Source organism: Undibacterium sp. Xuan67W (assembly GCF_049340165.1).
In the GTDB taxonomy this organism is placed as follows: Bacteria; Pseudomonadota; Gammaproteobacteria; order Burkholderiales; family Burkholderiaceae_D; genus Undibacterium.
Genome location: NZ_JBMPPN010000003.1, coordinates 92,597 through 114,890, shown reverse-complemented (window position 1 = coordinate 114,890; position 22,294 = coordinate 92,597). Strand labels below are relative to the sequence as shown.

Sequence of the window (22,294 nt, the reverse complement as noted above, 5' to 3'; positions counted from 1 at the left end):
TTCGACAAGACAATTAAATGGCAAAAAAAATACTTCGCGTATTTATTTGCGCTCAACGCACAGACTGAATCGCTTTTTTAGATTGTTTTTTTGAAAACACTTAGGAGTTTCGCTTATTTTTTAGATAAAATCCAGTCTCAAATAATAAAAAGGCAATTCCAACAGTATCTGCATCCAAACTATCTTCCTGTAAGATTATCTCTGTCTATGCTGATCAAATTTGATCAGATGCTCTCATTCATATCATCATCTCTGGATACCACATGCCATTATTAGAGGAAGTTAAAAATTTACTGTCAGATGTTTTGCAGCTCGGCTCAGAAAAAAATAACTTGGTGGCAGAATCAATTTTGCTCGGCAGTTTGCCAGAACTAGACTCTATGGCCGTCGTTCATGTGATTACGGCACTTGAAGAACACTTTGGCATCCAAGTTGAAGATGACGAAATTAATGGCACAACCTTTGAGACGCTAGGGAGTTTAACTTCTTACGTCAGCAGCAAGCTGAATTAATGCTAAGCGCAGCTGTATCGTCCGCTGAGAGTTTTTTTCTTGAGACCTCATCAGGGTATCGGTTTTGCTTCTACTTCCCGCCGAAAAAAGATCAGCCATGCCTTGGTGGCATTGTCTATCTTCATCCATTTGCAGAGGAAATGAACAAATCCCGGAAAATGGCGGCAATGCAAGCCCGGCGCCTGGCGGCAAGTGGCTATGGCGTCTTGCTGATTGATCTATTTGGTTGCGGAGATAGCAGCGGCGAATTGAAGGATGCCAATTGGTCCCTCTGGAAAGCAGACGTCCGGAACGCGATAGATTGGATGCACGCCAGACTGAAAACGGCTATCAGCCTTTGGGGCTTAAGATTAGGCGCTTTACTCGCACTGGATCTGGCTCAGAGCACTGAAACCACAGTCGAAAAAGTCGTACTCTGGCAACCAGTATTGCAAGGCACAAGTTTTTTGAATCAATTTTTTCGACTGCGTCTGGCAGGCGATATGCTGACAGAAAAGATATCTCCCTTAACGGCACCGCCAGTCAGAACACTGCTGGACCGAGGCCAAATTGTGGAAATTGCTGGTTACGAGATAAGCCCTGCACTTGCAACGAGCATTGATGCTCTTGATGCATCTGAGTGGCATTTTGGAGCAAGTGATCTGCACTGGCTTGAATGTCCTTCAGAGACCAATGTCGCCCTGCCATTTGCACGACAAAAGGTTCTTGCCCGGTGGATGGAGAGAGGAACTCACGTCAATATCCAGATGGTTACAGGCTCTGCGTTTTGGTTGAGCCAAGAAACTACTACCAATACAGATTTAGTTGATGCCACCGCAGGGATTTTTCATCTCCCATGAAGATGCCTCGGGAAAATACCATCACAGAAAAAACCATATGCTTCAAAGTAGGTTCGGACATGCTGTATGGTGTAATGTCCTTGCCAGCCAGTCCTGGCAGACGAGGTGTTTTATTCATCGTTGGAGGCCCACAATATAGAGCAGGCAGTCACCGTCAGTTCACTTTACTCTCACGTGATTTGGCCTTAAATGGCTTCAGTGCCATGCGTTTTGACTATCGTGGAATGGGAGACAGCGAGGGGGATGCATGCGATTTTTTAAATATCCACGATGATATCCAGTCAGCGATCAACAGTTTTCTCCTCCATAATCCGCACTTATCAGAAATTGTATTGTGGGGCTTATGTGATGGGGCCTCTGCCGCTATGTTGTATGCGTCAGGCGACACGCGCGTTAAAGGAATGGTACTGATTAATCCATGGGTAAGAACTGAGGCCGGTAGCGCAAAAGCCCATTTAAAACATTATTATAAAGACCGGCTAACTGATCCCTTGCTTTGGAAAAAAATCCTGCATGGTCAGCTCAGTTATCGTGCAACAGCGAAATCGTTGCTTAGCCAGATAAGTCAAATTCTCAAAACCGACAAAGCATCAGGCGAAACAGTCCAGCAAGCACACTTGCCAGACCAGATACTCACGGCAATGCAACAATTTACCGGAAAGACGCTGATCATCCTGAGTGAAAATGATTTGACCGCCAGAGAGTTCGCGGATGTGCTCCATGGATCCAAAGCGTGGAAAAACTTATCTAAATCACCTCAATTCCATGTACATGAGCTAAAAAATGCCAATCACACTTTCTCCCAGAGAGTCTGGAGAAATCAAGTTGCTCGCTGGACGGATGAATGGCTTAAATCGTGGTGAGCGCATTACCGGCTTTACTCCGGGGTTACAATGGGTATGTTATTTTTTCTTATTTACCCGTATGAATTCAGACGAATTGTTACGCACCAAGATCAATCAAGAAACCTCCAGATTGCCTTGGTCAGAGTTACTAAAACATTTTGCATCCGGCACCGTCATTGCTGTTGCGTCAGAGCTGGACCTGGTCGAGGTTGCCTTCCAGATTTCTAGTGACAATAAAGCGTTAGTAGAGGAATGGCTGAGCGCGAACAGCGTCGCCAAAGTCAGCGACGAGCAGGCAACAATTTGGCTAGAAACAGAGGCTCAGCTATGGGCAGTCGTGGTCAAACCTTGGATTCTAGTTCAGGTTTGTACTTAAAAACAGTAGCAAGCTGCTACTTTCAAAACGCTACTTTTGCAAGAAATACTAAAGGAATCGGGCATACCCAAATTGCTCAGATATAATGTGCGACACGAGTCAAATCCTTGTCAGAGAGCAGCATTGTTTTGACACCGCAAAACTCACATCAGTATCCGGTTGTTTCCTGTCACAACTCTATCTCAAGATAACGTTCATGAAAAAGAATTCATCACTCTTGTTAGCCGCGCTAATGCTGGCTATTGGTTCTACATCATTGCCATTGACTACCTCCAGTGCTCAGGCACAAACCGCAGCGGCTGAGCCAGCAAAGTCAGAGACCGTTCGCGCAGAAATGGGCAAACCACTTGGGGAAATTCAGGATCTGCTAAATAAAAAACAATACGCCGAAGCACTGCAAAAAATCAATGCGCTTGATGCAATGGAAAACAAGACGCCGTACGAACAATTTGCAATGCACCGCTTACGCGCTGTGGTCGCCTCCGGCCTTAACGATACACCGCTACTAGCAAGCTCATTCGAGGGCATGCTGAATTCGCCATTTTTAAAGCTGCCGGAGCAATTACGCCTGATCGAGGCAATGGCAGGTACTTATTTCAACGAAAAAAAATATAACCTTTCGAAACAGTGGGCTCAGCGATATCTTGATAAAGATAATAATAATGAGTCTATGCACAATCTGATTATTCGTGCGATGTATTTGCAGGATGATTTCACAGGTGCAGCGAAAGAACTGAATCTCGTTTTAAAAGCAGATGACGAAGCCAAACGTGTACCAAGTAACGATAATTTGCGTTTGTTGGGAAGCTGCTATCAACAGTTAAAAGACAATGCCGGATACACAGCCGTGCTAGAGCGCCTGGTTACTCATTATCCTAAAAAAGAATATTGGGCAGATTTGCTGTATCGCATCGAGCACAAACCCGGTTTCGCAGAACGTCTGCGCTTAGATTTGTACCGTTTATTACTGGCGACAGACAATCTGGAAGAAGGTGCGCAATATTATGAGATGGCGCAATTAGCCCAGTTAGCTGGCTTACCCGCGGAGGCAAAAAAAGTTGTCGATGCTGGCTTTGCTAACAATATGCTGGGTACTGGAAAAGAAGCAGCCAAACAGAAACAACTACGCGATCAGGTGAATAAGCAAGCGGCTGAAGATGCTAAATCCTTAGATGCTGGCGAAGCTGCTGCAAAAGCCTCAAAAAATGGTACGGGCATGGTGAGTATGGGCTACAACTACGCCATTCAGGGACAAGCAGATAAGGGAATCGCCTTGATTGAGCAGGGGATAGCAAAAGGTGGGTTGAAGGCGCCGGAAGAAGCGAAGCTGCATCTTGGCATGGCTTATTTGCAGGCAAACAATAAGGTCAAAGCTGCTGAAATTTTTAAGACCATTCAAGGCAATGATGGAACAAGCGACCTTGGTAGATTATGGTTATTGGTCCGTTAATTCAGTTTCATCCAAACTGACTCGAACGACTTAATTTTAGGGATTCAAAGGACATGCGCTGCATGTCCTTTTTTTTTCGTTCGCCATGTGCATAATTATATAAATATAACTTCACTTGTAATGACAACACAATCGCCTCCAAAATATATACGATAGATTCGCCTAAGTTCCCCCCATAAGGTTCAAAGTCATAAAAAAAGGCACCTGTGAAGGTGCCTATTAAAATCAGTCACATGCGCTCTAAACATGCACTGAGATACTACCCTGGGAAACTGGAGAGTCATTGCTGACTCTCTTCAATCGTCAATAATTACGAGTGGTAAGCAGACTCACCGTGGCTCGTGATATCCAGACCTTCGCGCTCTTCATCTTCAGGAACACGCAGACCAACCACAAGATCAACCAGTTTGTAAGCAATCATTGATACGACTGCAGACCACAATATAGTTGTACCGACAGCAGTAGCCTGAGTGGTAACCTGACCAATAATGGAATAAGGGTCAGCAGACATTTTGTTTGTCACGTAGTCGAACACACCTTGGCCGCCAAGTGACGGTGCTGCAAACACACCAGTCAATAATGCACCCAAGATACCGCCAACGCCATGCACACCAAATACGTCCAGTGAATCATCCGCGCCTAACAGACGTTTTAATCCATTGACACCCCACAAGCAAACGACACCTGCGAGCAAACCAATGATCAAGGCGCCCATTGGCCCGACGAATCCGCAAGCCGGAGTAATCGCTACCAGGCCAGCAACAGCGCCGGACGCACCACCAAGCATAGAAGGTTTACCCTTAGACATCCATTCGCCAAATACCCACGAGACAGTCGCTGCAGCAGTTGCCAGTAAGGTATTGACGAACGCCAGAGCAGCTACGTCACCGGCTTCTAAAGCAGAACCCGCATTGAAACCAAACCAGCCCACCCACAATAATGACGCACCAATCATCGTCATTGTCAGTGAGTGTGGTGCCATGGATTCTTTACCGTAGCCAACACGTTTGCCAATCAGGTAAGCGCCGACCAGTCCCGCAACCGCTGCATTGATATGCACAACCGTACCACCGGCGAAGTCCATCGCACCTTTTTGGAACAAGAAGCCCGCTTTAGCGCCTTCAGTAACCGCCGTTGCTGCGTCTTTAATAGCATCAGGACCTGTCCAGAACCAGACCATATGAGCGACTGGCAAATAGCTGAATGTGAACCACAACACCACGAATAACAATACTGCTGTGAACTTAGCACGCTCTGCAAATGCGCCGATAATCAAGCCGCAGGTAATTGCCGCAAAAGTCGCCTGGAATGCCACATAAACAAACTCAGGAATAACGACGCCTTTACTAAATGTTGCTGCAGTAGAGAAGGTCGCCTTTGCCGGATCCCAGATACCGTTCAAGAACAAACGATCAAACGATCCGATGAAACGTCCACCTTCAGTGAAAGCCAGTGAATAACCATAGACGCACCACAAAACAATGATGACGGCAAAAATCATGAACACTTGCATCAGTATAGACAACATATTCTTGGAGCGAACCAAACCGCCATAGAACAGTGCCAAACCAGGAATAGTCATCAAAATAACCAGCAAAGTTGACACCATCATCCAAGCAGTGTCGCCTTTATTTGGCACAGGTGCAGGTGCGGCGGCAGCTGATGCCGCTGCGTCTGCAGTGACCGCTGGAGCAGAAGGTGCAGCCGCAACAGAGGCTACGGCGGATGCTGCTTCTGCAGGCTCAGATGCGGGCGCAACAACAACGGCAGATGCAGCGGATGCGTCTACTTTAGCCGATGCATCATCCGCTGCCATGGCAGATGACGATACAAAACCGACCGACAAAAGCAAGGCACTACTGATTAATGCTTTGCAAAATATTTTCTTCATGTGTGATCTCCCTGTGGATCTTAGAATATCGGTCAGAGTGCTTCGTTGCCGGTTTCGCCGGTACGAATACGCACAACTTGCTGCAAGTCATAAACAAAAATTTTGCCGTCACCTATCTTGCCAGTGCGGGCAGCAGCTTCAATCGCCTCAATAGCGCGATCAACGATTGCATCATCAACCGCTGCTTCAATTTTTGTTTTTGGTAAAAAATCGACCACATATTCCGCACCACGATACAACTCGGTGTGTCCCTTTTGACGACCGAAACCTTTAACCTCAGTCACGGTAATCCCTTGTACACCAATAGCCGACAGTGCTTCACGCACCTCATCGAGCTTAAACGGTTTGATAATGGCAGTAATCAGTTTCATGCTGACCTCGATTAAATAATGCGTTGCTTAAAATGATTTGACCGCGGATAAAATCAGACTAGTTTTCCCCGTAAATTTGCCAGCGGGTGTTACATATAAGGTCTTTTCTGCGTTCGTACCTACTGCAGCCAGACTAAAATTAACCCCTAGATATTCAGTTGTCACACCGATTTTCCAATCAGTGTAAGAGAACGCTGAGCTGTTTTTGATCGTTTGGTGACCAGCATGTAAATTCAAAGTGTAGCCAGGCGTAAATTCAATGTTGGCGCCGACATCCAAGTAACCACTGTTTTTACTATCGATAAAACCAAACAAATTAGTCACGGAGTGCGAATACTTCGCATAAACGGGACCATAACCAACCTGACCATAAATCTCCGTGGTATTCGCATTAGCAAATCCAGGAACATTGCTCAAACCGTTGGATGGGTACACATAAGAGAGTACGCCGACGTCGTATGAAATATCTTTGACGATCTCGCCGCGCTTACCAGCATAGATATCCCATTCAATATCACCGCTACCACCTGCGTCTTTTGTCCATTTAATAGTGGACAACCAAGTACCTGCGTAAAAACCTGTTGGGTTATGCGTATAGTCGGCACCGCCTTGTAAGGCTGGATCCAGACGTGTCTGTGAAATACCGCGGTAACGGTAGTCACTTATTGCACCAATATTGAAACTAACTTCATTGTCTGGCTTCGCATCTTCTGCGTATGCCAAACTGCCTGCTAACGATGCGGCAACTGCTGCGGCGAGTAATAGTTTTTTCATTGCGCGTCCCTCTTTTGGTTAATAAACAGATTAGAAAACATAAATTCCAAGCTGGTATTAGCAGGAGTCGTGCCAACTAGACAAAGCAACGAAATAAAATTCGCCAAAATCTCAATACTCCCGCAGCAAACACTGACAACACCGGACAAAACGGCGTCATGTACGCATTTGATCCAAGGGATGCGCTATCATTCCAATGACGATAAAATGCTTTTTACTACTTAGCAGGCAATTTATTTTAAGTTACACCAATGCGTCGCACCAATTAAATGCAAATCTAAAATAAATCAGCCCACATCGCCGCACCAGTATCGTGCAATTTTTAGTTATTACAAGGATTCCTATGAGTAAGCCTGATTTTTTCAATGAGATTCAATCTAAAATCAATCAGGTTTTAGAGAACTCCCCAGCCAAAGATATAGAAAAAAATGTCAAAGCAATGATGAGCCAAGGCTTCTCCAAGCTCGACCTGGTTACCAGAGAAGAATTTGATATACAGGCACAGGTCCTGGCTAAAACCAGGGCCAAACTAGATGCTCTTGAAGCACGGATTGCGGAATTAGAAACTGCCGCCAAGAGCAAGTAATGTCCTTAGCCGTCCTGAAAAGTCGTGCTCTGACAGGCATGGAAGCGCCGGAAGTTACCGTCGAAGTGCACTTAGCAAACGGTTTACCTGCCTTCACAATTGTTGGACTTCCAGAAACGGAAGTCAAAGAATCCAAGGACAGAGTAAGAGCGGCACTGCAAAACGCGCGCTTCGATTTTCCGGCGAAAAGAATCACTGTCAACCTGGCTCCCGCAGACTTACCAAAAGAATCAGGACGATTTGACCTCCCAATCGCAATCGGCATTTTGGCGGCATCAGGACAAATCCCCGGAGATGCGTTAGATCAATATGAGTTTGCCGGTGAGTTGTCGCTGTCAGGAGAGTTACGCCCTATACGAGGCGCTCTCGCCATGACATTTGCGATCTGCAAAAACTCCCAGAGTCCGCGAGCTTTTATCCTGCCACGGGCAAATGCGGACGAGGCGGCGTTAGTCAGTGAAGCCACTATTTATCCGGCAGATACCCTGTTGCAAGTCTGCGCTCATTTTGCGGGATTTGATGCCGATGCAAAGCTGCAGGCACATCGTGTCAGCACACCGGCACTTCGCCCAGTTTATCCTGACTTTAAAGAAGTCAAAGGTCAGACACAAGCCAAACGAGCGCTGGAAGTTGCCGCCGCTGGCGGTCATAGTGTCATCATGGTGGGGCCTCCGGGTACCGGTAAATCCATGCTGGCTAGCCGCTTTCCGGGGATTTTGCCCGGCATGACGGATCAGGAAGCACTGGAGTCAGCAGCGGTTCAATCGCTGACTAGCGGGTTTACGGTCAATAAATGGAAATTACGTCCTTTTCGCTCGCCGCACCACACTGCGTCCGGAGTTGCCCTGGTTGGCGGCGGCGGAACGCCACGCCCTGGTGAAATTTCATTGGCACATCGAGGTGTCTTGTTCCTTGACGAGTTGCCAGAATTTGATCGCAAAGTTCTGGAAGTATTACGTGAACCCCTTGAATCCGGGCACATCACGATCTCCAGGGCAGCACGGCAAGCTGATTTTCCAGCTAAGTTTCAGCTCATTGCAGCAATGAATCCCTGTCCGTGCGGATTTTTAGGACATCTGAATGGAAAGTGTCGCTGTACTCCGGACAATATCGCACGATATCAAGACAAAATCTCCGGCCCGCTGCTGGACCGGATTGATATGCAAATTCAAGTTGGTGCATTACCGCACCAAGACTTACTGAGACAGGCAGATGGCGAAACGACCGAAATCATTTACGCTCGTGTTGAGGCGGCATTTGAGCGCCAGCTTCAGCGTCAAGGCAAGAGTAATAATTACTTGTCCACCACCGAAATAGACCAGTATTGCAAACCAGATCAGGCGGCGGAGCAATTGCTGCGAAATGCCATGATTAAACTAAACTGGTCTGCACGCGCCTATCATCGCGTCCTCAAAGTAGCACGTACGATTGCGGATCTCGCCCTTGCCGAACAGATAGCGCAAGCGCACGTTGCAGAGGCGATCCAATACCGACGTGCTTTACGGGAACAATGAGATTTGGGCCGATTGCCGTCAACTCACACTTAACCCACTTGAATTGAGCACAAACGCAGCCAGATAGTGTGCATGATCGTCCATTCAAGGAGAACATCATGTCACCAAACGAAATTCAATTGTTGCAAACTTTTTTGGCGCAATTAGTAGCAACGCAGGCTCAGGGCAAAGATCCCCAGGCGCAGGTAATGATTGCCGATGCTGTCAGCAAACAGGCTGATGCCGCCTATCTGCTCGTGCAGCGTAGTCTGTTATTAGAACAGGCCGTGGCTAACGCGCAAAATCAAATCCGTCAATTACAAGCAGAAAACGCCGAATTAAAAAATAGTCACACCAGTGGCTCCGGCAGCTTTTTACAGCCCGCTGCCAACGCATGGGGAAATAGCGTCAACAGCCCGCCGCTAACTACCTCGGCAATACCGACATCGGTCACGGGTGCACCACTCAATACTGCGGTGACCGCAACCAATATGACGTCCCCGGCTGTACAAAATATCGCACCTGCCAGCAACTTTTTCGGCTCAAGTACCGGGAACATCCTGGGTACAGTTGCAGCGACGGCTGCCGGGGTCGCTGCTGGCGCGTTCTTGTTCCAGGGAATAGGAAATTTACTCGGCAGTGGTCATCACTCGCCGCTCACCGATGGCGCAGCCAGCCTGAATCCGGCAGACACCGGCCTGCTCCCGAGCTATTTTGACAGCGACCAGACGAGTGCACCGGCAAAGGCGGAAACCAGTGATATTGCCAGCGTTGCCGATACAGATAATCTGGATGATTACGTAGATTCCAGCGATTTTGATGACGCTTAACTATCCAACAAACGCATCACTCAACAATTACTGGGCAGCCAGCAAGGCTGCTCGTAAGACGCCTGCCGCCGGCCCCTTGTTTGCCCAGGTCTGACTCAAATCCAGATCGCCGTTAGTACTGACCATCACCAGGTAGACTTCATTCTTGATATCGATCAGATTCAGCGTGCGCACCCCGCCGATCCAGCCCTGACGCTCAACGATCATAACGGGAGTCTGATCAGGTTTCGCAGCAAATGGATACGACCAGACGCCGAGTGCAGCGCCATAATTATTTGGCCTCACCATCTCACTGCGGCTGGCAAGAGACATGAGTTTGCCTTGTGTAAAAGCCTGATCGAAAGCCAGCAAGTCGCGCATACTACCGAATGCCGCCCCGGCAGCACCATAGCTCGGAAAATTAATAGTAATCTCCGGCGCACCGCTCATCATGCCACGTACATGGCGCGGATCGTCGTGATAAGTCGCTGTGTACATTCCTGCGCTTGTCATCTGTGCCGGTACAAAGATTTTTTCCTTTAATAAGCTTGCAAAACTAGCGCCACTCATTCTCTCCAGCAAAGCGCCTAAAACAATGTAGTCGCAATTGTTATAGTCAAACCCCGAACCTGGTGCACGCTGCAATGGTGCGGCGCAGATACCCTGTGCAGTTACCTGCATATCGCCGGAGGATTTACTACGTCGGGTGTAGAACTGAGGCACTCTATCCGGATTAGGCAAACCCGACATATGCATCAACAATTGCCGGACAGTGACCGCACGCGTCGCGACATTGGGAAAGTCCGGCCAGTATTTACCCAATGCCTGATCCAGATCGATTTTGCCCGCATCAACCTGCTGCATCACTAGAACCGCCGTCAACTGTTTGGTGATGGAGGCAAAGCGAAAAATGTTCTCTTTCGTCAGCCGTTGCTTGTTACCCGCATTCATCACACTATCGCCAACCACAGCCTCTACCAAAATCTTGTCTTTATGTGCCGCCAAAACCAAGCCGCGAAAACCATCTGCCTCGATCTGGCTTACTGCCGCGGCAATACCTGACTGCGCAGCATCGGTTGCGATGTCCTTCGCAGCCGCCGCATGTGACAAGCACATACCGATTAGACCCAGCATCCACCGGTGGAACATTCCTCGACTAAAAAACATGCATCACTCCTGACATAGTCATTGCTACCTATAGTTATTACTACAAACACGCGTTACAGGCTGTTACCAAACTTTCAGATTTCTGCACAAGCAGTGATAACTTTTTTGGCAGTATTGCGTTGTATGCTAACACCACCCATATTCTCTTGCGCATACCGCTATCGACCATACTGAAGGCTCGCCATGATTTCCAAGCTTCCACAGACATTACGCTGGACTCTGCCGCTCAGTGCGGTACTGGTATTAGCAAGCTGTAGCAATCCACCACTTCAGACTTCACAGGGAGTCGCCCCGGCAGCGCCCGTAAGTCATTTCCTGGAAGCCGCCCATGTTGATCCCGAAAAATTATTGAATCGCATCACCTGGGGTGCCAACTCCACTTCGTCGCAACAACTTCAGAAATTGGGAATGGACCGTTATCTGGATCAGCAGCTACGCGGACAAACAACGCCCCTGCCTGCAGCAATCCAGGCACAAATTGACAGCATGACTATCGCTCAGCGGCCTCTGGATAAATTGATGATCGACATGGAAACACGTCGCATCAACGCCGAACAGCAAAAAGGTGTCGATGACACCTTACGCAAAGAATATCAGCAAGAGCTTACCCGACTGGCACGCGAAGCTGCAACCCGTTCACTGCTTCGCGCGGTGTACTCGCCGAACCAACTGCAAGAACAAATGACCTGGTTCTGGATGAATCACTTCAACATCCATAATGCCAAGCACAATGTACGTGCCATGCTCGGTGATTTTGAAGAGCGGGCCATAAGGCCGAATGCGCTAGGAAATTTCCGGGATCTCTTACGGGCTACGGTATTTCATCCGGCTATGCTGCGCTATCTCGATAATGAACATAACGCCGCTAACCGTATCAACGAAAACTACGCGCGTGAGCTCATGGAGCTGCATACCATGGGTGTAGGCAGTGGCTATACACAAGGCGACGTGCAGGAGCTAGCAAGAGTGCTGACTGGCGTGGGAGTCAACCAGAGCACGGATTCACCTCGCGTCAAAGCAGAGCTGCAACGGCTCTACGTGCGTCAGGGAATTTTTGAATTCAACCCGAACCGCCACGACTTCGGCGACAAGACCATTCTGGGTAAAAACATACGCGGACGTGGTCTGGCAGAGGTCGATGAAATCATCAATACGTTGAGTCGCCAGCCTGCAACAGCACAATTCATCAGCCGCAAACTCGCTGTTTATTTTGTATCAGATACGCCATCGGACGCGCTGGTGAATCACATGGCACAACGTTTTTTACAAAGCGATGGCAATATCCCAGCGGTATTACGCAGCATGTTTGAATCTCCCGAATTTATCGCTTCGCTTGGCAGTAAATTTAAAGACCCTATGCATTACGTCATCTCGTCCGTGCGCCTGGCCTACGACGGCACCACGATTGTCAACGCTGCGCCGATGCTGAATTGGGTCAATATGCTTGGCGAGCAGCCCAACGGCCGCCAGACGCCTGACGGCTACTCGATGACTGAGAGCGCCTGGGCCAGTCCGGGTCAGATGACAGTACGTTTTGACGTCGCCAAGGCAATCGGTAACGGTAGCCCAGGATTGTTTAAAATTGAAAATCAAACACCGCAAGAGCGACCGCCGCAGCCGGCATTGGCAAATTCTGCTTACGTCAAAAACTGGGCAAAGAATTTTAGTCAGGGTACCCAACAGGCATTAACGCAGGCAAGTTCAGCGCAGGAATGGAATGCCTTCTTTCTCGCGGCACCAGAGATGATGCGGCGCTAAATTTAATTCAATGACATGCAGCCGCTCACGCAGATCCCATACCGATTCTCTTCGATACAGACCGAATAAAAGAAAGACCCATCATGAACCGCCGTGACCTACTTAAAACTTTGACTGCCCTCACCGGCGCCAGCATCAGCGGTATCAGCAGCAGTGTATTCGCCGCACCAGCAACCCAGAATCGATTGTTGCTCGTGTTCTTGCGCGGCGGCTACGATGCCAGTAATTTACTGATACCGACGTCCAGCAATTTTTATTACGAATCCCGTCCGAATATCGCGATCGCCCGCCCCAGTGCCGATGCCAACAGCGCGCTGGAACTCAATGCCGACTGGGGTTTGCATCCCGCTTTGCGTGACAGCATTTACCCGCTGTATAAAAAAGGCGAAGCTGCCTTCATCCCTTTCGCTGGTACCGACGATGTCTCACGCAGTCACTTTGAAACGCAGGACAGTATCGAACTCGGACAAGCTTTAAATACCACACGGAATTTTCATTCGGGCTTTTTAAACCGCCTGGCCGAAGTCTTGAACAACAATTCTGCGATGTCCTTCACCGACCAGTTGCCACTCATGATGCAAGGGAACGCACAGATCGCCAATACCAGCCTGCGTTCTTTAGGGAAGGGTAATGTAGATAGTCGCCAGAGCAAAATCATCTCCCAGATGTATAGCAAAACCGGGCTGGGACAGCAAGTCAGCGAAGGCTTTGCGGTACGTGAAGAAGTCATGCGTGAGATGCAGGATGAAATGAATGTAGCTAATCGCAATGCGATTTCGACCAAAGGCTTTGAACAAGAAGCCCGTCGCATCGCCAAACTCATGCGCGATAAATATGCACTTGGCTTTGTTGATGTCGGCGGCTGGGATACCCATGTTAATCAAGGCGGTGCCAGCGGTGCCCTAGCCACAAAATTCGATGAACTGGGTCGCGGCCTGGTCGCTTATCAGCAGGAAATGGGCGCTGCCTGGCGTAACACGACCGTGGTTGTGATCAGTGAATTTGGCCGTACTTTCCGCGAAAACGGCAAGCGTGGTACTGATCACGGACACGGAAGTGTGTACTGGGTGTTAGGTGGCGGAATTAAAGGTGGGCAGATTGCAGGCGAACAGGTCAGGCTTGACGCGTCTAAGCTGTTTCAAAATCGCGACTATCCTGTTCTAAATGAATATCGTGCGGTACTAGGCGGGCTGTTCGCCGGTATTTATGGATTGAATGCGAAACAACTGGATCAGGTGTTCAGTGGCGTAACCTCACGCGATCTCGGCCTGGTCTGACTGGTCATGCACGACAGGTAACTCAATATAAAAACAGGTACCATCTGCCACACCATTGGACTGGTACCCGATCTCTCCATGCATCTGCTGCATGATAGATTTTGAAATAGCCAAGCCCAAGCCCGTGCCTCCTTTGGCGCGGCTGTCGGAAGAGTCCGCTTGCGAAAATTTCTGGAAAATTTGCTGCTTAAAATCAATCGGGATGCCACTGCCATAGTCTATCACCTCGACCCGAACTCGCTCCGTTGATAGGGCTCTGGCCACTACCTGAACATTTTCTCCTTGCGGCGAGTACTTGCAGGCATTCGACAAAAGATTTGCCATCACTTGCTGGAATCGCCCCGGATCAACTTTGACCAGTGCCAGCACCGGTGCTCCTGACAAACGGATGCCAACATTCAGATTCGCGGCAAAAGCCTGATTGGCTTGAACAGCAGTCTTCAGCAAATCATCCAGCGGCCAGATTTCGTAACTAAAATCCATTTTGCCAGCTTCGATTTTCTGACTATCCAGCAAATCATTAATCAGTCGCGTCAGGCTCTCACTATTCTTGTGTGCAATTGCAATCAGCTCTAGCGCCTTTGCCGGAAAATCACCTGCGATACCACCTAGCACCAGTCCTAACGCACCGCGAATTGCGGTCAAGGGCGTTCTTAACTCATGACTGACTGTAGAAATAAACTCACTCTTCATGCGGTCCATGCGACGTCTCTCGCTGATATCGCGTACGATCACCAGATACCGCTGTTCACCTGAAAATGTGTATTTGCTGATCGATAATTCTGCGGGAAATAAGCTACCGTCCTTACGCATCCGCTCGTCTTCCATATGAACGCTGCCCAGTTGCACGAATTCAGCATGACTGCTGGCCAATTCTAATAAATCCCGGCCATTTGGTGGAGAAAAATGGCGAACGTTCTTGCCTCTCACCTCCTCTTCGTCATAGCTATAGATATGCCGCCATGCAGGATTCGTCGCCTCGATCCTGCCCTCCTGATCGATCATGACAATGCCATCCGCCGCACTTTGAAACACCGCCTGAAAGCGGTCGGCGGCTTCTTTTAACTCCCGCTGTTGTTTGGTCAGATCTTGTAATAACTGTGCCTGTTTACGATTGATCACTTCGGCTTGCCGTTTCAACTCTCGCGTGACCTGGAGATCTGTTTCCCGACGTTTTAACAAACTCAATAACAAGATAAAGGCGACAGTCACAGCGACCACGCTACCAGTAGCAACCGCAACAATGACGCGACTGGTCTTGCGCCAATCGGCCAGATAAATTGCTTCCTCTATCGTAAAATTGATGATGAGTGGGTATTTATCCAATACCTGAATAGCGGCCATTCGTGTGGGCGAGACGTCGTTATCTGCCATCCGCTTAGAATCGGTAATGATGACACCGGATTTTCTCTTCTGATCATGCACGACAATATACGTGCTGCCGCTCAAGTTCTGCTTACCCATCAGGTCGTCGCGCTCAGGCCAACGCGCTAAAAAAGTGAAGTCATCACGAAGCAAGCTAATCGTAGCCAGCCCACTCAAGCTAATTTTTTCATAAAAACGCGAATAAAAAGAAGGCGATACACCAATCACCACGACACCAATAAACTCACCGTCGCTGCCCGTCAGGCGGCGACTGATGAAAAACGTCCATTTACCGGTCGCTTTACTGATCAACGAATTGCTCACATAAGTTTTATTACTGGCGTCATCACGCTGTGTACGAAAATAATCACGCTCCTCCAGATTCATATCAGGACTAGGAAAGCTGCGCGAATTCACTATCACAGTCCCTTTGGCATCCAGCACAAAAATGACATCAATCTGTGAAGACAGGCTCTTTTTCTCCGCCAGCATCTGATGAAAATCAATATTCTTGGACACTCCGCGCAAGTAATCCTCGTCAATCGTCCACCGATCCTGAATCCGTTCCACGACATTATCCAAGGCGAGATAGGCTGTGCCCATTTGTTGCGATGTATTTTCGGCTAACATCAAGCTAAAAGCTTCGCTTTGCTCTTTCCACTTCTCGATTTCTTGTTGATGCAAGGCCCAAACCGATACGGCAGCAGACGCAATAATCGTCAGCACCAGAAAGATACCGAGTGCCGTAGCCAAACGAGCCGTCTGTTGTCCCTTACTTTTCATGCATTCTCGTCCGGTTCTGTTGCCAAGGCTGGTGTTATTTTATTTCCAGATTCACCGTGCCTGAATCCTCAGGCTCTGGTAGTGCTGTCATGCAGTTTGCTCGCGGCAATGATAGTAAACACACCATCACAGCAAGATTGATTTAGAAATCGAATAAGTAAAGTCTATGCTTATACTATCGTACACCTGCCAACAATAATGAGACCAGACTTCATGATAAAACGCTTTTTTCTTTTTGTGCTTGTCGCATTGATGTGCCTGATAGCAGCCGTCCTCATTAAAACCGTCAGTACCGGCTCACGTCAACTACCCGTTCAACCAGTCGCCCCTTTGGCGATCGACGCGAGTGTTGTAGCACAACGGCTGGCGACTGCCTTGCGCTATCAAACCATCTCACGCCAGGGAAAAGCGGGCTTGCCGGAACAAAGCGCAGACGAATTTAAAAAACTGCACCAACATATTGATCAGGCCTACCCGCTGATTCATGCCAGACTGACACGCGAAACTGTCGGCGCCGCAAGCCTGCTCTACACCTGGCAAGGCAGTGACCCAAAAGCCTTGCCCATCATGCTCATGGCACATCAGGATGTGGTTCCCGTCGCACCGAATACCGAACAAAACTGGCAACAAGCGCCTTTTGACGGCGTCATCAAAGACGGTTTTATCTGGGGTCGCGGCTCATGGGATGACAAAGGCAATTTGTTTGCCATACTCGAAGCGGTAGAGACACTCCTCGCCAGTGGCTTTCAACCGCGCCAGACCGTCTACCTCGCCTTCGGCCACGATGAAGAAGTTAACGGTCTGCAAGGTGCCAAAGTAATGGCCAACCTCTTGCAAAGCCGCGCTGTCAAACTCGACTACATTCTCGATGAAGGAATGCTGATCACCGAAGGCATCCTCAAAGGGCTCGACCAGTCCGCGGCCCTGATCGGCATCGCAGAAAAAGGCTATGCCACCTTCAATCTTAGCGCCACAGCGACGCCGGGACACTCCTCCATGCCACCCGAAAAAACCGCCATCGGCATGATGAGTGTCGCGCTCGCACGACTGGAAGACCAGCAATTCCCGGCGCAGATACGTGGTGTCGCACTAGACATGTTCGACACCATCGCACCAGAAATGCACGGTCTCAACCGTGTCCTCTTATCGAATCTCTGGCTGTTCCGTCCACTGGTCCAGCAACAACTCGCGAAGAGTGCCAGCACCAACGCCATGCTGCGCACCACCACCGCCCTCACCGTCATCCATGGCGGCGACAAGGACAATGTCTTACCAGGTCAGGTCGACGCGTTGGTCAACTTTCGCACCTTACCGGGAGACACCCAGACCACGGTAGCGCAACACATTCAAACGACCATCGCCAACGAAGCAATTAAGGTCAATGCCATGCCCAGCAATTCGGAACCGTCACCGATATCACCGATTGATTCAGCGGCCTACCAGCATCTGCACAGAACCGTGCGCGAGGTGTTTCCCAATACGATAGTGGCACCCGGCCTGATGTTGGGCGCCACCGACTCACGACATTTTTCAGCGTTGAGCCAGCATATTTTTAAATTCTCACCAGTCAGGGCAACGACAGAAGACCTGCCGCGCTTCCACGGCACCAATGAACGGATTTCAGTCAAGAACTATGTAGAAATGATACGTTTTTACCATCAACTATTGCTGAATTCGAGCAAGTGATTGCCGAGTAGAGATTTATATGCGATGTTTGCATAGAAAGAAAAATCTGTTCACGAATATCCATCAAAACCGAGGAGCATGTTCAATGAAACCATTTATTCTGGCAAGCAGCTTGATTTTGATCTCCACCAGCAGCATGGCAGCCATCACGCCTTGTGTGGATATAAAAGAAAAAGTTGAGAAAAAACTCGAAGGCAAAGGCGTCAAGAACTACAGCCTGCAAGTAGTCAGCAAAGACGTAGAAACAAAAAACCGCGTCGTCGGTGTTTGTGATGGTGGCAAAAAGAAAATTATCTACACTAAAACAAAATCAGCGAAAGCCGATAAAGAGGAATAGGCCAGGGAATTTTCTGGGTAGAAAATGAAACAGCGATTGGTGAGTCAATCGCTGTTTTATTATGCATCTCTATACTGGCATTAAATTGTTCAGCAATTAATCGAAATGTATGGAGCACTAGTTCTGGCGTCTGTTACATATTTTTATAACTAAAAAACCTACTCGTTAGCAAACATCAACATGCAACAAGAAGAGTTCGAGCATCACTTTATTAATTATCGAACGTATCTACGGTATGAAATAAACCGCTTTCACGATAGCGTCGCGGTCTACCGACAAATCCAAGAGGTAAAGACTACCCAAATAAATGCTATTAATATGGCACCAGCCTTCTTTGGTTCTGTAGAGAGCTCGCTATTCACAACCATAGTATTGTGGGCGGACAAATTATTTGACGAGCGAGGAGAACGTAGTCTCTTCAATTTTCTGAAATTTATTGAACATAACCGAAAGTGGTTAACGACCACTGAACTACAGCGCCTTAGAGATTTCCCTGATGAACATTGGATGCTTCAGAGAAGAACTCCAATTACTATGGAGACAATTGAAAAAGACAGAGAAAAAATTCGTGACCTAGAAGTCTTGAAAAGCTTTCGTTTGCGGAGAGATAAATTTCACGGTCATTTTGACAAAGATTACTTCTTTGACCGTGAACGACTTCAAAACGAGGCTCCGATCAGATGGAGCGATTTAGCAAATGCAGGCAGAATTATGGGCAAAGTATTAAATGATTACTCAGGAAATTTTGATGGAGTAATGTATTCGTGGGATACATTAAACATCAACGACCTCGATATACTCTTACGAAACGCCGCCAGAGGTAAGTAAATAAATACCGACTAAGCCCTTGCACACAAACAGACGTTAAGTGGTTCGGCTGAACCCTTATGCTCAACGCTCAAACGACCCGACAAACTATTTCTTACTACGAAATATCGCCAGCCCCTTCGCCGCCTGCGCCTGAATCGCATTTCTGACAATCGGCGTCCAACCCAGCAGCAAACCTTTTAATCCCAGCGCCTGGCGTGACCATGTCCAGATATCGAAATGATCGTGGTGATTGACGATTTTGCCGTCGCGGAAAGCGAAATTCGCCTGGATGTCGTTGACGACGGTGCGGCCGGTTTGTGAGAAAGTGTAGGTCGCGACCCAATGCGCCTGACCGCGCTGATCATCAGCACTGATGCCGTCAAAGACGATAGAAAAATTCTGTGCCTTCGAAGTCAGCATGCGCCACATGTCACCTGCTTCGCTACCTTGCAGACTCGGAAAAACCGGATCAGAGAATTCAACATCAGCGGCATAACAAGCCGCCATCGTTTCAGCATCCAGACGTTGAAATGCGGAATAAAATTGCTCTAACAACTTGGCATTCGGGTGCATACATAATCCTTTTTGATCGTTAGCAGTGACGTTCGCTGCTCTTGATGGTGCGGTCAGAGGTTTGATCCAATACGAAGCAGGTCCGGTGTACGTGTCCAAGCAAGCCTGCTGCTCATGGTCCAGTTCTGTCTGTTCGGTGTAGCCTTGTCGTTGCCAGAACTGACGGGTGCTTTGTACTGATACCAAGCAAGAATACCGCAAACCCATGGCATTTTGCAAAGCTGTTTGTACCAAGCCAGCTCCTGCGCCTTGTCCTGCCGCGCGCGGGGCGACCGCGAGATCATACAGATACAGGCAATCGGGAGCAGCAGCAATGGCAAAATCAGCGCCTAAACATGTGTTCGTGCCTCGTACCGAGGGATAGGCAAACAGGTAGGCGCAAACACCTTGCTCATCCTCAGCTACCCAACTGGTATCAGGCGTCGAACGCCAGCGAGACTTGAGCAAAGCGAGTGGCTCGACCATCGTTGGGTGGTAGCGTAGCTTTTGTATTGCATAGACTGCGGGGAAATCCGCAGCCTGCATGAGTCGGTAGTTCATTACATAGCGGGGACATATACTCTCCCTCTTTTTAAGAAAATAGGACCTAATCCGCTCTAATTACCTAGGGACTTTAAAAATACTCTATAGGAGTATGTTAAATATCAGCAGAAAACTGTGCATCCTGTGCGGATTTGCGAATTGCATGACTGAGGCTGTTTGTAACACGCCGCTCAGCCAGCCCACGGACTACTAGCGAGAAGATTTAGAGGATTTTGAACTTGCGCTGGCGGAGGCCGATGCGGAGGCGCTGGCAGAGGCACTCGCGCTTTCGTCTACTTTGGCCGGAGCTTCCAATTCTTTTTCTGGCTTGACGGTCTCGATCTTGTTTTCACGCATGTAATCATTCATTTCTTTCCAACCGGCGTAGACCGCGGCGCGTGATGCATCGGGGTTGAGGGCATAACAATCCTCAATCGCCCGGCCAGAATGACGGCAGGCACTGCCAGTCGCGCGAGCATCAGCTTCTTTGGTGGCGGCTTCTTTGGCGGGGTCGGGCAGACCAAGACGGTCACAAGCCGAGAGCAAAGTCATTGCGCAGATGCATAAGCACAGAGAGTAACGGAGTGACATCGCGAGACCGATCAAATATGGTGATACATCATGGTAACAAATCCTGCAGAGCATTTCATCTTTCTGATGCGAATTGTGTCATCGCTGGTAAAAAGCAGGAACCCCCGGCAGACCGGGCAGGCGCCTACACTCACACCGCTGAAGTATGCATCACCCGAAAATACCAGCTATAAATCCATCTGCGGTGATGGAGCGGTGTGATGAAAAATCTGGGATGATGTCGGACTGATGATTGATACGGCGAGCCTGGTTGACACATGCTCACATGCTCATACGTGCAGAGCACAAGGGATGAGAGAATCAACTGTAAAGTGAGTTGTTCCAGCAGCCCCAAGAAAATCGGAATCCGATGACCATTGACGTCGGGCAGCCAGTGAAAGCCACCGCGCTCCTGCCTTCGCAGGAGCGACTACGTAAAAAAACACCATTACCACCGACGACCATGACCATGTTATTTCACACTATACCGCTCTTTTTATTCAACGGCATCCCATGCTGAGCGGCGTACTTGCGGCACTCGGCGCAGGCTTGTTATGGGGACTAGTATTCATCACGCCGCTGATTTTGCCGGATTATCCGGGCGTTATTTTATCGTTTGGCCGCTATGCTGCGTTTGGCCTGATCGCCTTGATTCCTGCGTGGTTTGACCGTCAGCGTATCTTGCAATTACGCCGCCAGGACTGGCTGGCTGCACTGAAACTCGCGCTGGTCGGCAATATCATTTATTACTCCGCACTCGCCACGGCAATTCAGCTTGCGGATGCGCCGTTGCCGACCATGCTCATCGGCACGCTGCCCGTAGTAATCGCGATCTGTTCCAACTGGTCACCGCACCATCCCGGCGACAGTATCGCGTGGAAAAAACTGGCCTTGCCTTTGCTGATTATTCTGGCGGGATTACTCTTTGTAAATGCGGCTGAAATGGCGCATTTCACCGAAGTGAGTCTCAACAGCCAGCGCAGTCTTGCTGACTATGTCAAAGGTGGTCTGATTGCGCTGATTGCGGTCGCGGCCTGGACCTGGTACCCAATCATGAATGGCCGCTATATGAAGGTGTATGCACATATCAGCTCGAGTACGTGGGCAACGGCGCAAGGTCTGACAACGCTGCCACTGGCACTGATTGGCTATCTTGGATATGGTTTATACGCATGGCTACAGCAGGATTCTGGCGCTACCGTTAGCAGAGCAGTTTTCGCATTTCCTTTGGGAAGCACGCCTTTAAAGTTTGTTCTTGTCATGGCAGCCTTAGGTTTGCTGGCGTCTTGGCTGGGAACGCTGTTATGGAATCTCGCCAGTCAAAAACTCCCTACCAGCCTCGCCGGACAATTGATCGTATTTGAGACGCTGGCCGCCTTGTTGTACGCGTTTATCCTGCGTGGGAGTCCGCCTGCACCGCAAATCCTGGTTGGGGTGGTCTTGCTCTGCGCGGGCGTAACGCTGGCGGTGCGAGCGTTTCAGCCAGCACCGCATTGACGA

The 22,294-nt window shown here is 48.9% G+C and carries 22 protein-coding genes and 1 pseudogene; 15 read left to right on the top strand and 8 right to left on the bottom strand.

Features of this window, described 5'->3' with window-relative positions:
* Positions 1 to 263: 263 nt before the first annotated feature.
* From ACO0LE_RS03710 to ACO0LE_RS03690, 5 genes are all read left to right on the top strand, one after another.
* On the top strand, positions 264 to 512 hold the full coding sequence (locus ACO0LE_RS03710) for an acyl carrier protein (protein WP_422959064.1): 249 nt from the start codon (positions 264 to 266) through the stop codon (positions 510 to 512).
* On the top strand, positions 512 to 1,351 hold the full coding sequence (locus ACO0LE_RS03705; RefSeq protein WP_422959063.1) for a hydrolase 2, exosortase A system-associated: 840 nt from the start codon (positions 512 to 514) through the stop codon (positions 1,349 to 1,351). Before ACO0LE_RS03710 ends, ACO0LE_RS03705 begins: the two co-directional genes overlap by 1 nt.
* The gene (locus tag ACO0LE_RS03700) at positions 1,348 to 2,214 is read left to right on the top strand and encodes a hydrolase 1, exosortase A system-associated (protein WP_422959062.1); all 867 of its coding nucleotides are present in this window, start codon (positions 1,348 to 1,350) and stop codon (positions 2,212 to 2,214) included. The genes ACO0LE_RS03705 and ACO0LE_RS03700 overlap by 4 nt, the downstream gene beginning before the upstream one ends.
* A gap of 61 nt (positions 2,215 to 2,275) precedes the next feature.
* A complete protein-coding gene (locus ACO0LE_RS03695) occupies positions 2,276 to 2,572 on the top strand; it encodes a DUF2288 domain-containing protein (RefSeq protein ID WP_422959061.1) in 297 nt (98 codons plus the stop codon).
* Between the two features lie 196 nt (positions 2,573 to 2,768).
* On the top strand, positions 2,769 to 4,022 hold the full coding sequence (locus tag ACO0LE_RS03690; RefSeq protein WP_422959060.1) for a tetratricopeptide repeat protein: 1,254 nt from the start codon (positions 2,769 to 2,771) through the stop codon (positions 4,020 to 4,022).
* 310 nt (positions 4,023 to 4,332) lie between these two features.
* Here ACO0LE_RS03690 and ACO0LE_RS03685 read toward each other — a convergent pair whose 3' ends face one another.
* From ACO0LE_RS03685 to ACO0LE_RS03675, 3 genes are read right to left on the bottom strand one after another with little or no spacing between them, the layout of a single operon-like run.
* Positions 4,333 to 5,913: an ammonium transporter gene (locus ACO0LE_RS03685; protein ID WP_422959059.1), complete on the bottom strand. Its 1,581-nt coding sequence runs from the start codon at positions 5,911 to 5,913 to the stop codon at positions 4,333 to 4,335.
* 32 nt (positions 5,914 to 5,945) lie between these two features.
* Positions 5,946 to 6,284 (bottom strand): P-II family nitrogen regulator, encoded by a 339-nt coding sequence (locus ACO0LE_RS03680; protein ID WP_422959058.1) that lies wholly within the window; start codon positions 6,282 to 6,284, stop codon positions 5,946 to 5,948.
* A gap of 27 nt (positions 6,285 to 6,311) precedes the next feature.
* A complete protein-coding gene (locus ACO0LE_RS03675) occupies positions 6,312 to 7,058 on the bottom strand; it encodes a TorF family putative porin (protein WP_422959057.1) in 747 nt (248 codons plus the stop codon).
* 343 nt (positions 7,059 to 7,401) lie between these two features.
* Here ACO0LE_RS03675 and ACO0LE_RS03670 point away from each other — a divergent pair, with 343 nt between their 5' ends.
* The 3 genes from ACO0LE_RS03670 (at position 7,402) to ACO0LE_RS03660 (ending at position 9,967) form a co-directional block, all read left to right on the top strand.
* Positions 7,402 to 7,644 (top strand): accessory factor UbiK family protein, encoded by a 243-nt coding sequence (locus tag ACO0LE_RS03670; RefSeq protein ID WP_422959056.1) that lies wholly within the window; start codon positions 7,402 to 7,404, stop codon positions 7,642 to 7,644.
* The gene (locus ACO0LE_RS03665; protein ID WP_422959055.1) at positions 7,644 to 9,158 is read left to right on the top strand and encodes a YifB family Mg chelatase-like AAA ATPase; all 1,515 of its coding nucleotides are present in this window, start codon (positions 7,644 to 7,646) and stop codon (positions 9,156 to 9,158) included. The genes ACO0LE_RS03670 and ACO0LE_RS03665 overlap by 1 nt, the downstream gene beginning before the upstream one ends.
* Positions 9,159 to 9,256: 98 nt before the next feature.
* A complete protein-coding gene (locus ACO0LE_RS03660; RefSeq protein ID WP_422959054.1) occupies positions 9,257 to 9,967 on the top strand; it encodes a DUF2076 domain-containing protein in 711 nt (236 codons plus the stop codon).
* Positions 9,968 to 9,994: 27 nt separating this feature from the next.
* Here ACO0LE_RS03660 and ACO0LE_RS03655 read toward each other — a convergent pair whose 3' ends face one another.
* Positions 9,995 to 11,113 carry a serine hydrolase domain-containing protein gene (locus ACO0LE_RS03655; protein WP_422959053.1) on the bottom strand — a complete coding sequence of 373 codons (1,119 nt, stop codon included), beginning with the start codon at positions 11,111 to 11,113 and terminating at the stop codon, positions 9,995 to 9,997.
* 183 nt (positions 11,114 to 11,296) lie between these two features.
* On the opposite strand from ACO0LE_RS03655, the gene ACO0LE_RS03650 reads away from it, so the two are divergent.
* Together ACO0LE_RS03650 and ACO0LE_RS03645 are read left to right on the top strand one after the other, a co-directional pair.
* Positions 11,297 to 12,871 (top strand): DUF1800 domain-containing protein, encoded by a 1,575-nt coding sequence (locus ACO0LE_RS03650; protein WP_422959052.1) that lies wholly within the window; start codon positions 11,297 to 11,299, stop codon positions 12,869 to 12,871.
* Between the two features lie 83 nt (positions 12,872 to 12,954).
* Positions 12,955 to 14,148 carry a DUF1501 domain-containing protein gene (locus ACO0LE_RS03645; protein WP_422959051.1) on the top strand — a complete coding sequence of 398 codons (1,194 nt, stop codon included), beginning with the start codon at positions 12,955 to 12,957 and terminating at the stop codon, positions 14,146 to 14,148.
* Here ACO0LE_RS03645 and ACO0LE_RS03640 read toward each other — a convergent pair.
* Entirely contained in the window at positions 14,125 to 16,296 is a 2,172-nt protein-coding gene (locus tag ACO0LE_RS03640) for an ATP-binding protein (protein ID WP_422959050.1), read from the bottom strand. The genes ACO0LE_RS03645 and ACO0LE_RS03640 overlap by 24 nt on opposite strands.
* 213 nt (positions 16,297 to 16,509) lie before the next feature.
* Here ACO0LE_RS03640 and ACO0LE_RS03635 point away from each other — a divergent pair, with 213 nt between their 5' ends.
* From ACO0LE_RS03635 to ACO0LE_RS03625, 3 genes are all read left to right on the top strand, one after another.
* Positions 16,510 to 17,982 carry a M20 family peptidase gene (locus ACO0LE_RS03635; protein WP_422959049.1) on the top strand — a complete coding sequence of 491 codons (1,473 nt, stop codon included), beginning with the start codon at positions 16,510 to 16,512 and terminating at the stop codon, positions 17,980 to 17,982.
* 85 nt (positions 17,983 to 18,067) lie between these two features.
* On the top strand, positions 18,068 to 18,319 hold the full coding sequence (locus tag ACO0LE_RS03630) for a DUF1161 domain-containing protein (RefSeq protein ID WP_422959048.1): 252 nt from the start codon (positions 18,068 to 18,070) through the stop codon (positions 18,317 to 18,319).
* Between the two features lie 180 nt (positions 18,320 to 18,499).
* Positions 18,500 to 19,147: a hypothetical protein gene (locus ACO0LE_RS03625; RefSeq protein ID WP_422959047.1), complete on the top strand. Its 648-nt coding sequence runs from the start codon at positions 18,500 to 18,502 to the stop codon at positions 19,145 to 19,147.
* Positions 19,148 to 19,234: 87 nt separating this feature from the next.
* Here ACO0LE_RS03625 and ACO0LE_RS03620 read toward each other — a convergent pair whose 3' ends face one another.
* The 3 genes and pseudogenes from ACO0LE_RS03620 to ACO0LE_RS03610 all read right to left on the bottom strand — a co-directional run bounded on the left by ACO0LE_RS03620 (position 19,235) and on the right by ACO0LE_RS03610 (position 20,776).
* The gene (locus ACO0LE_RS03620; RefSeq protein ID WP_422959220.1) at positions 19,235 to 19,702 is read right to left on the bottom strand and encodes a nuclear transport factor 2 family protein; all 468 of its coding nucleotides are present in this window, start codon (positions 19,700 to 19,702) and stop codon (positions 19,235 to 19,237) included.
* Between the two features lie 144 nt (positions 19,703 to 19,846).
* Positions 19,847 to 20,167 (bottom strand): annotated as a pseudogene (locus tag ACO0LE_RS03615) (GNAT family N-acetyltransferase); the annotation flags it as partial.
* A 267-nt stretch (positions 20,168 to 20,434) separates the two neighbouring features.
* Positions 20,435 to 20,776, bottom strand: a complete 342-nt coding sequence (locus ACO0LE_RS03610) for a hypothetical protein (RefSeq protein ID WP_422959046.1) — start codon at positions 20,774 to 20,776, stop codon at positions 20,435 to 20,437.
* Between the two features lie 388 nt (positions 20,777 to 21,164).
* Here ACO0LE_RS03610 and ACO0LE_RS03605 point away from each other — a divergent pair, with 388 nt between their 5' ends.
* Together ACO0LE_RS03605 and ACO0LE_RS03600 are read left to right on the top strand one after the other, a co-directional pair.
* Positions 21,165 to 21,314, top strand: coding sequence for a hypothetical protein (locus ACO0LE_RS03605; RefSeq protein ID WP_422959045.1), 150 nt, complete (start codon positions 21,165 to 21,167; stop codon positions 21,312 to 21,314).
* Entirely contained in the window at positions 21,308 to 22,291 is a 984-nt protein-coding gene (locus tag ACO0LE_RS03600) for a DMT family transporter (protein WP_422959044.1), read from the top strand. The genes ACO0LE_RS03605 and ACO0LE_RS03600 overlap by 7 nt, the downstream gene beginning before the upstream one ends.
* Positions 22,292 to 22,294: the final 3 nt, after the last annotated feature.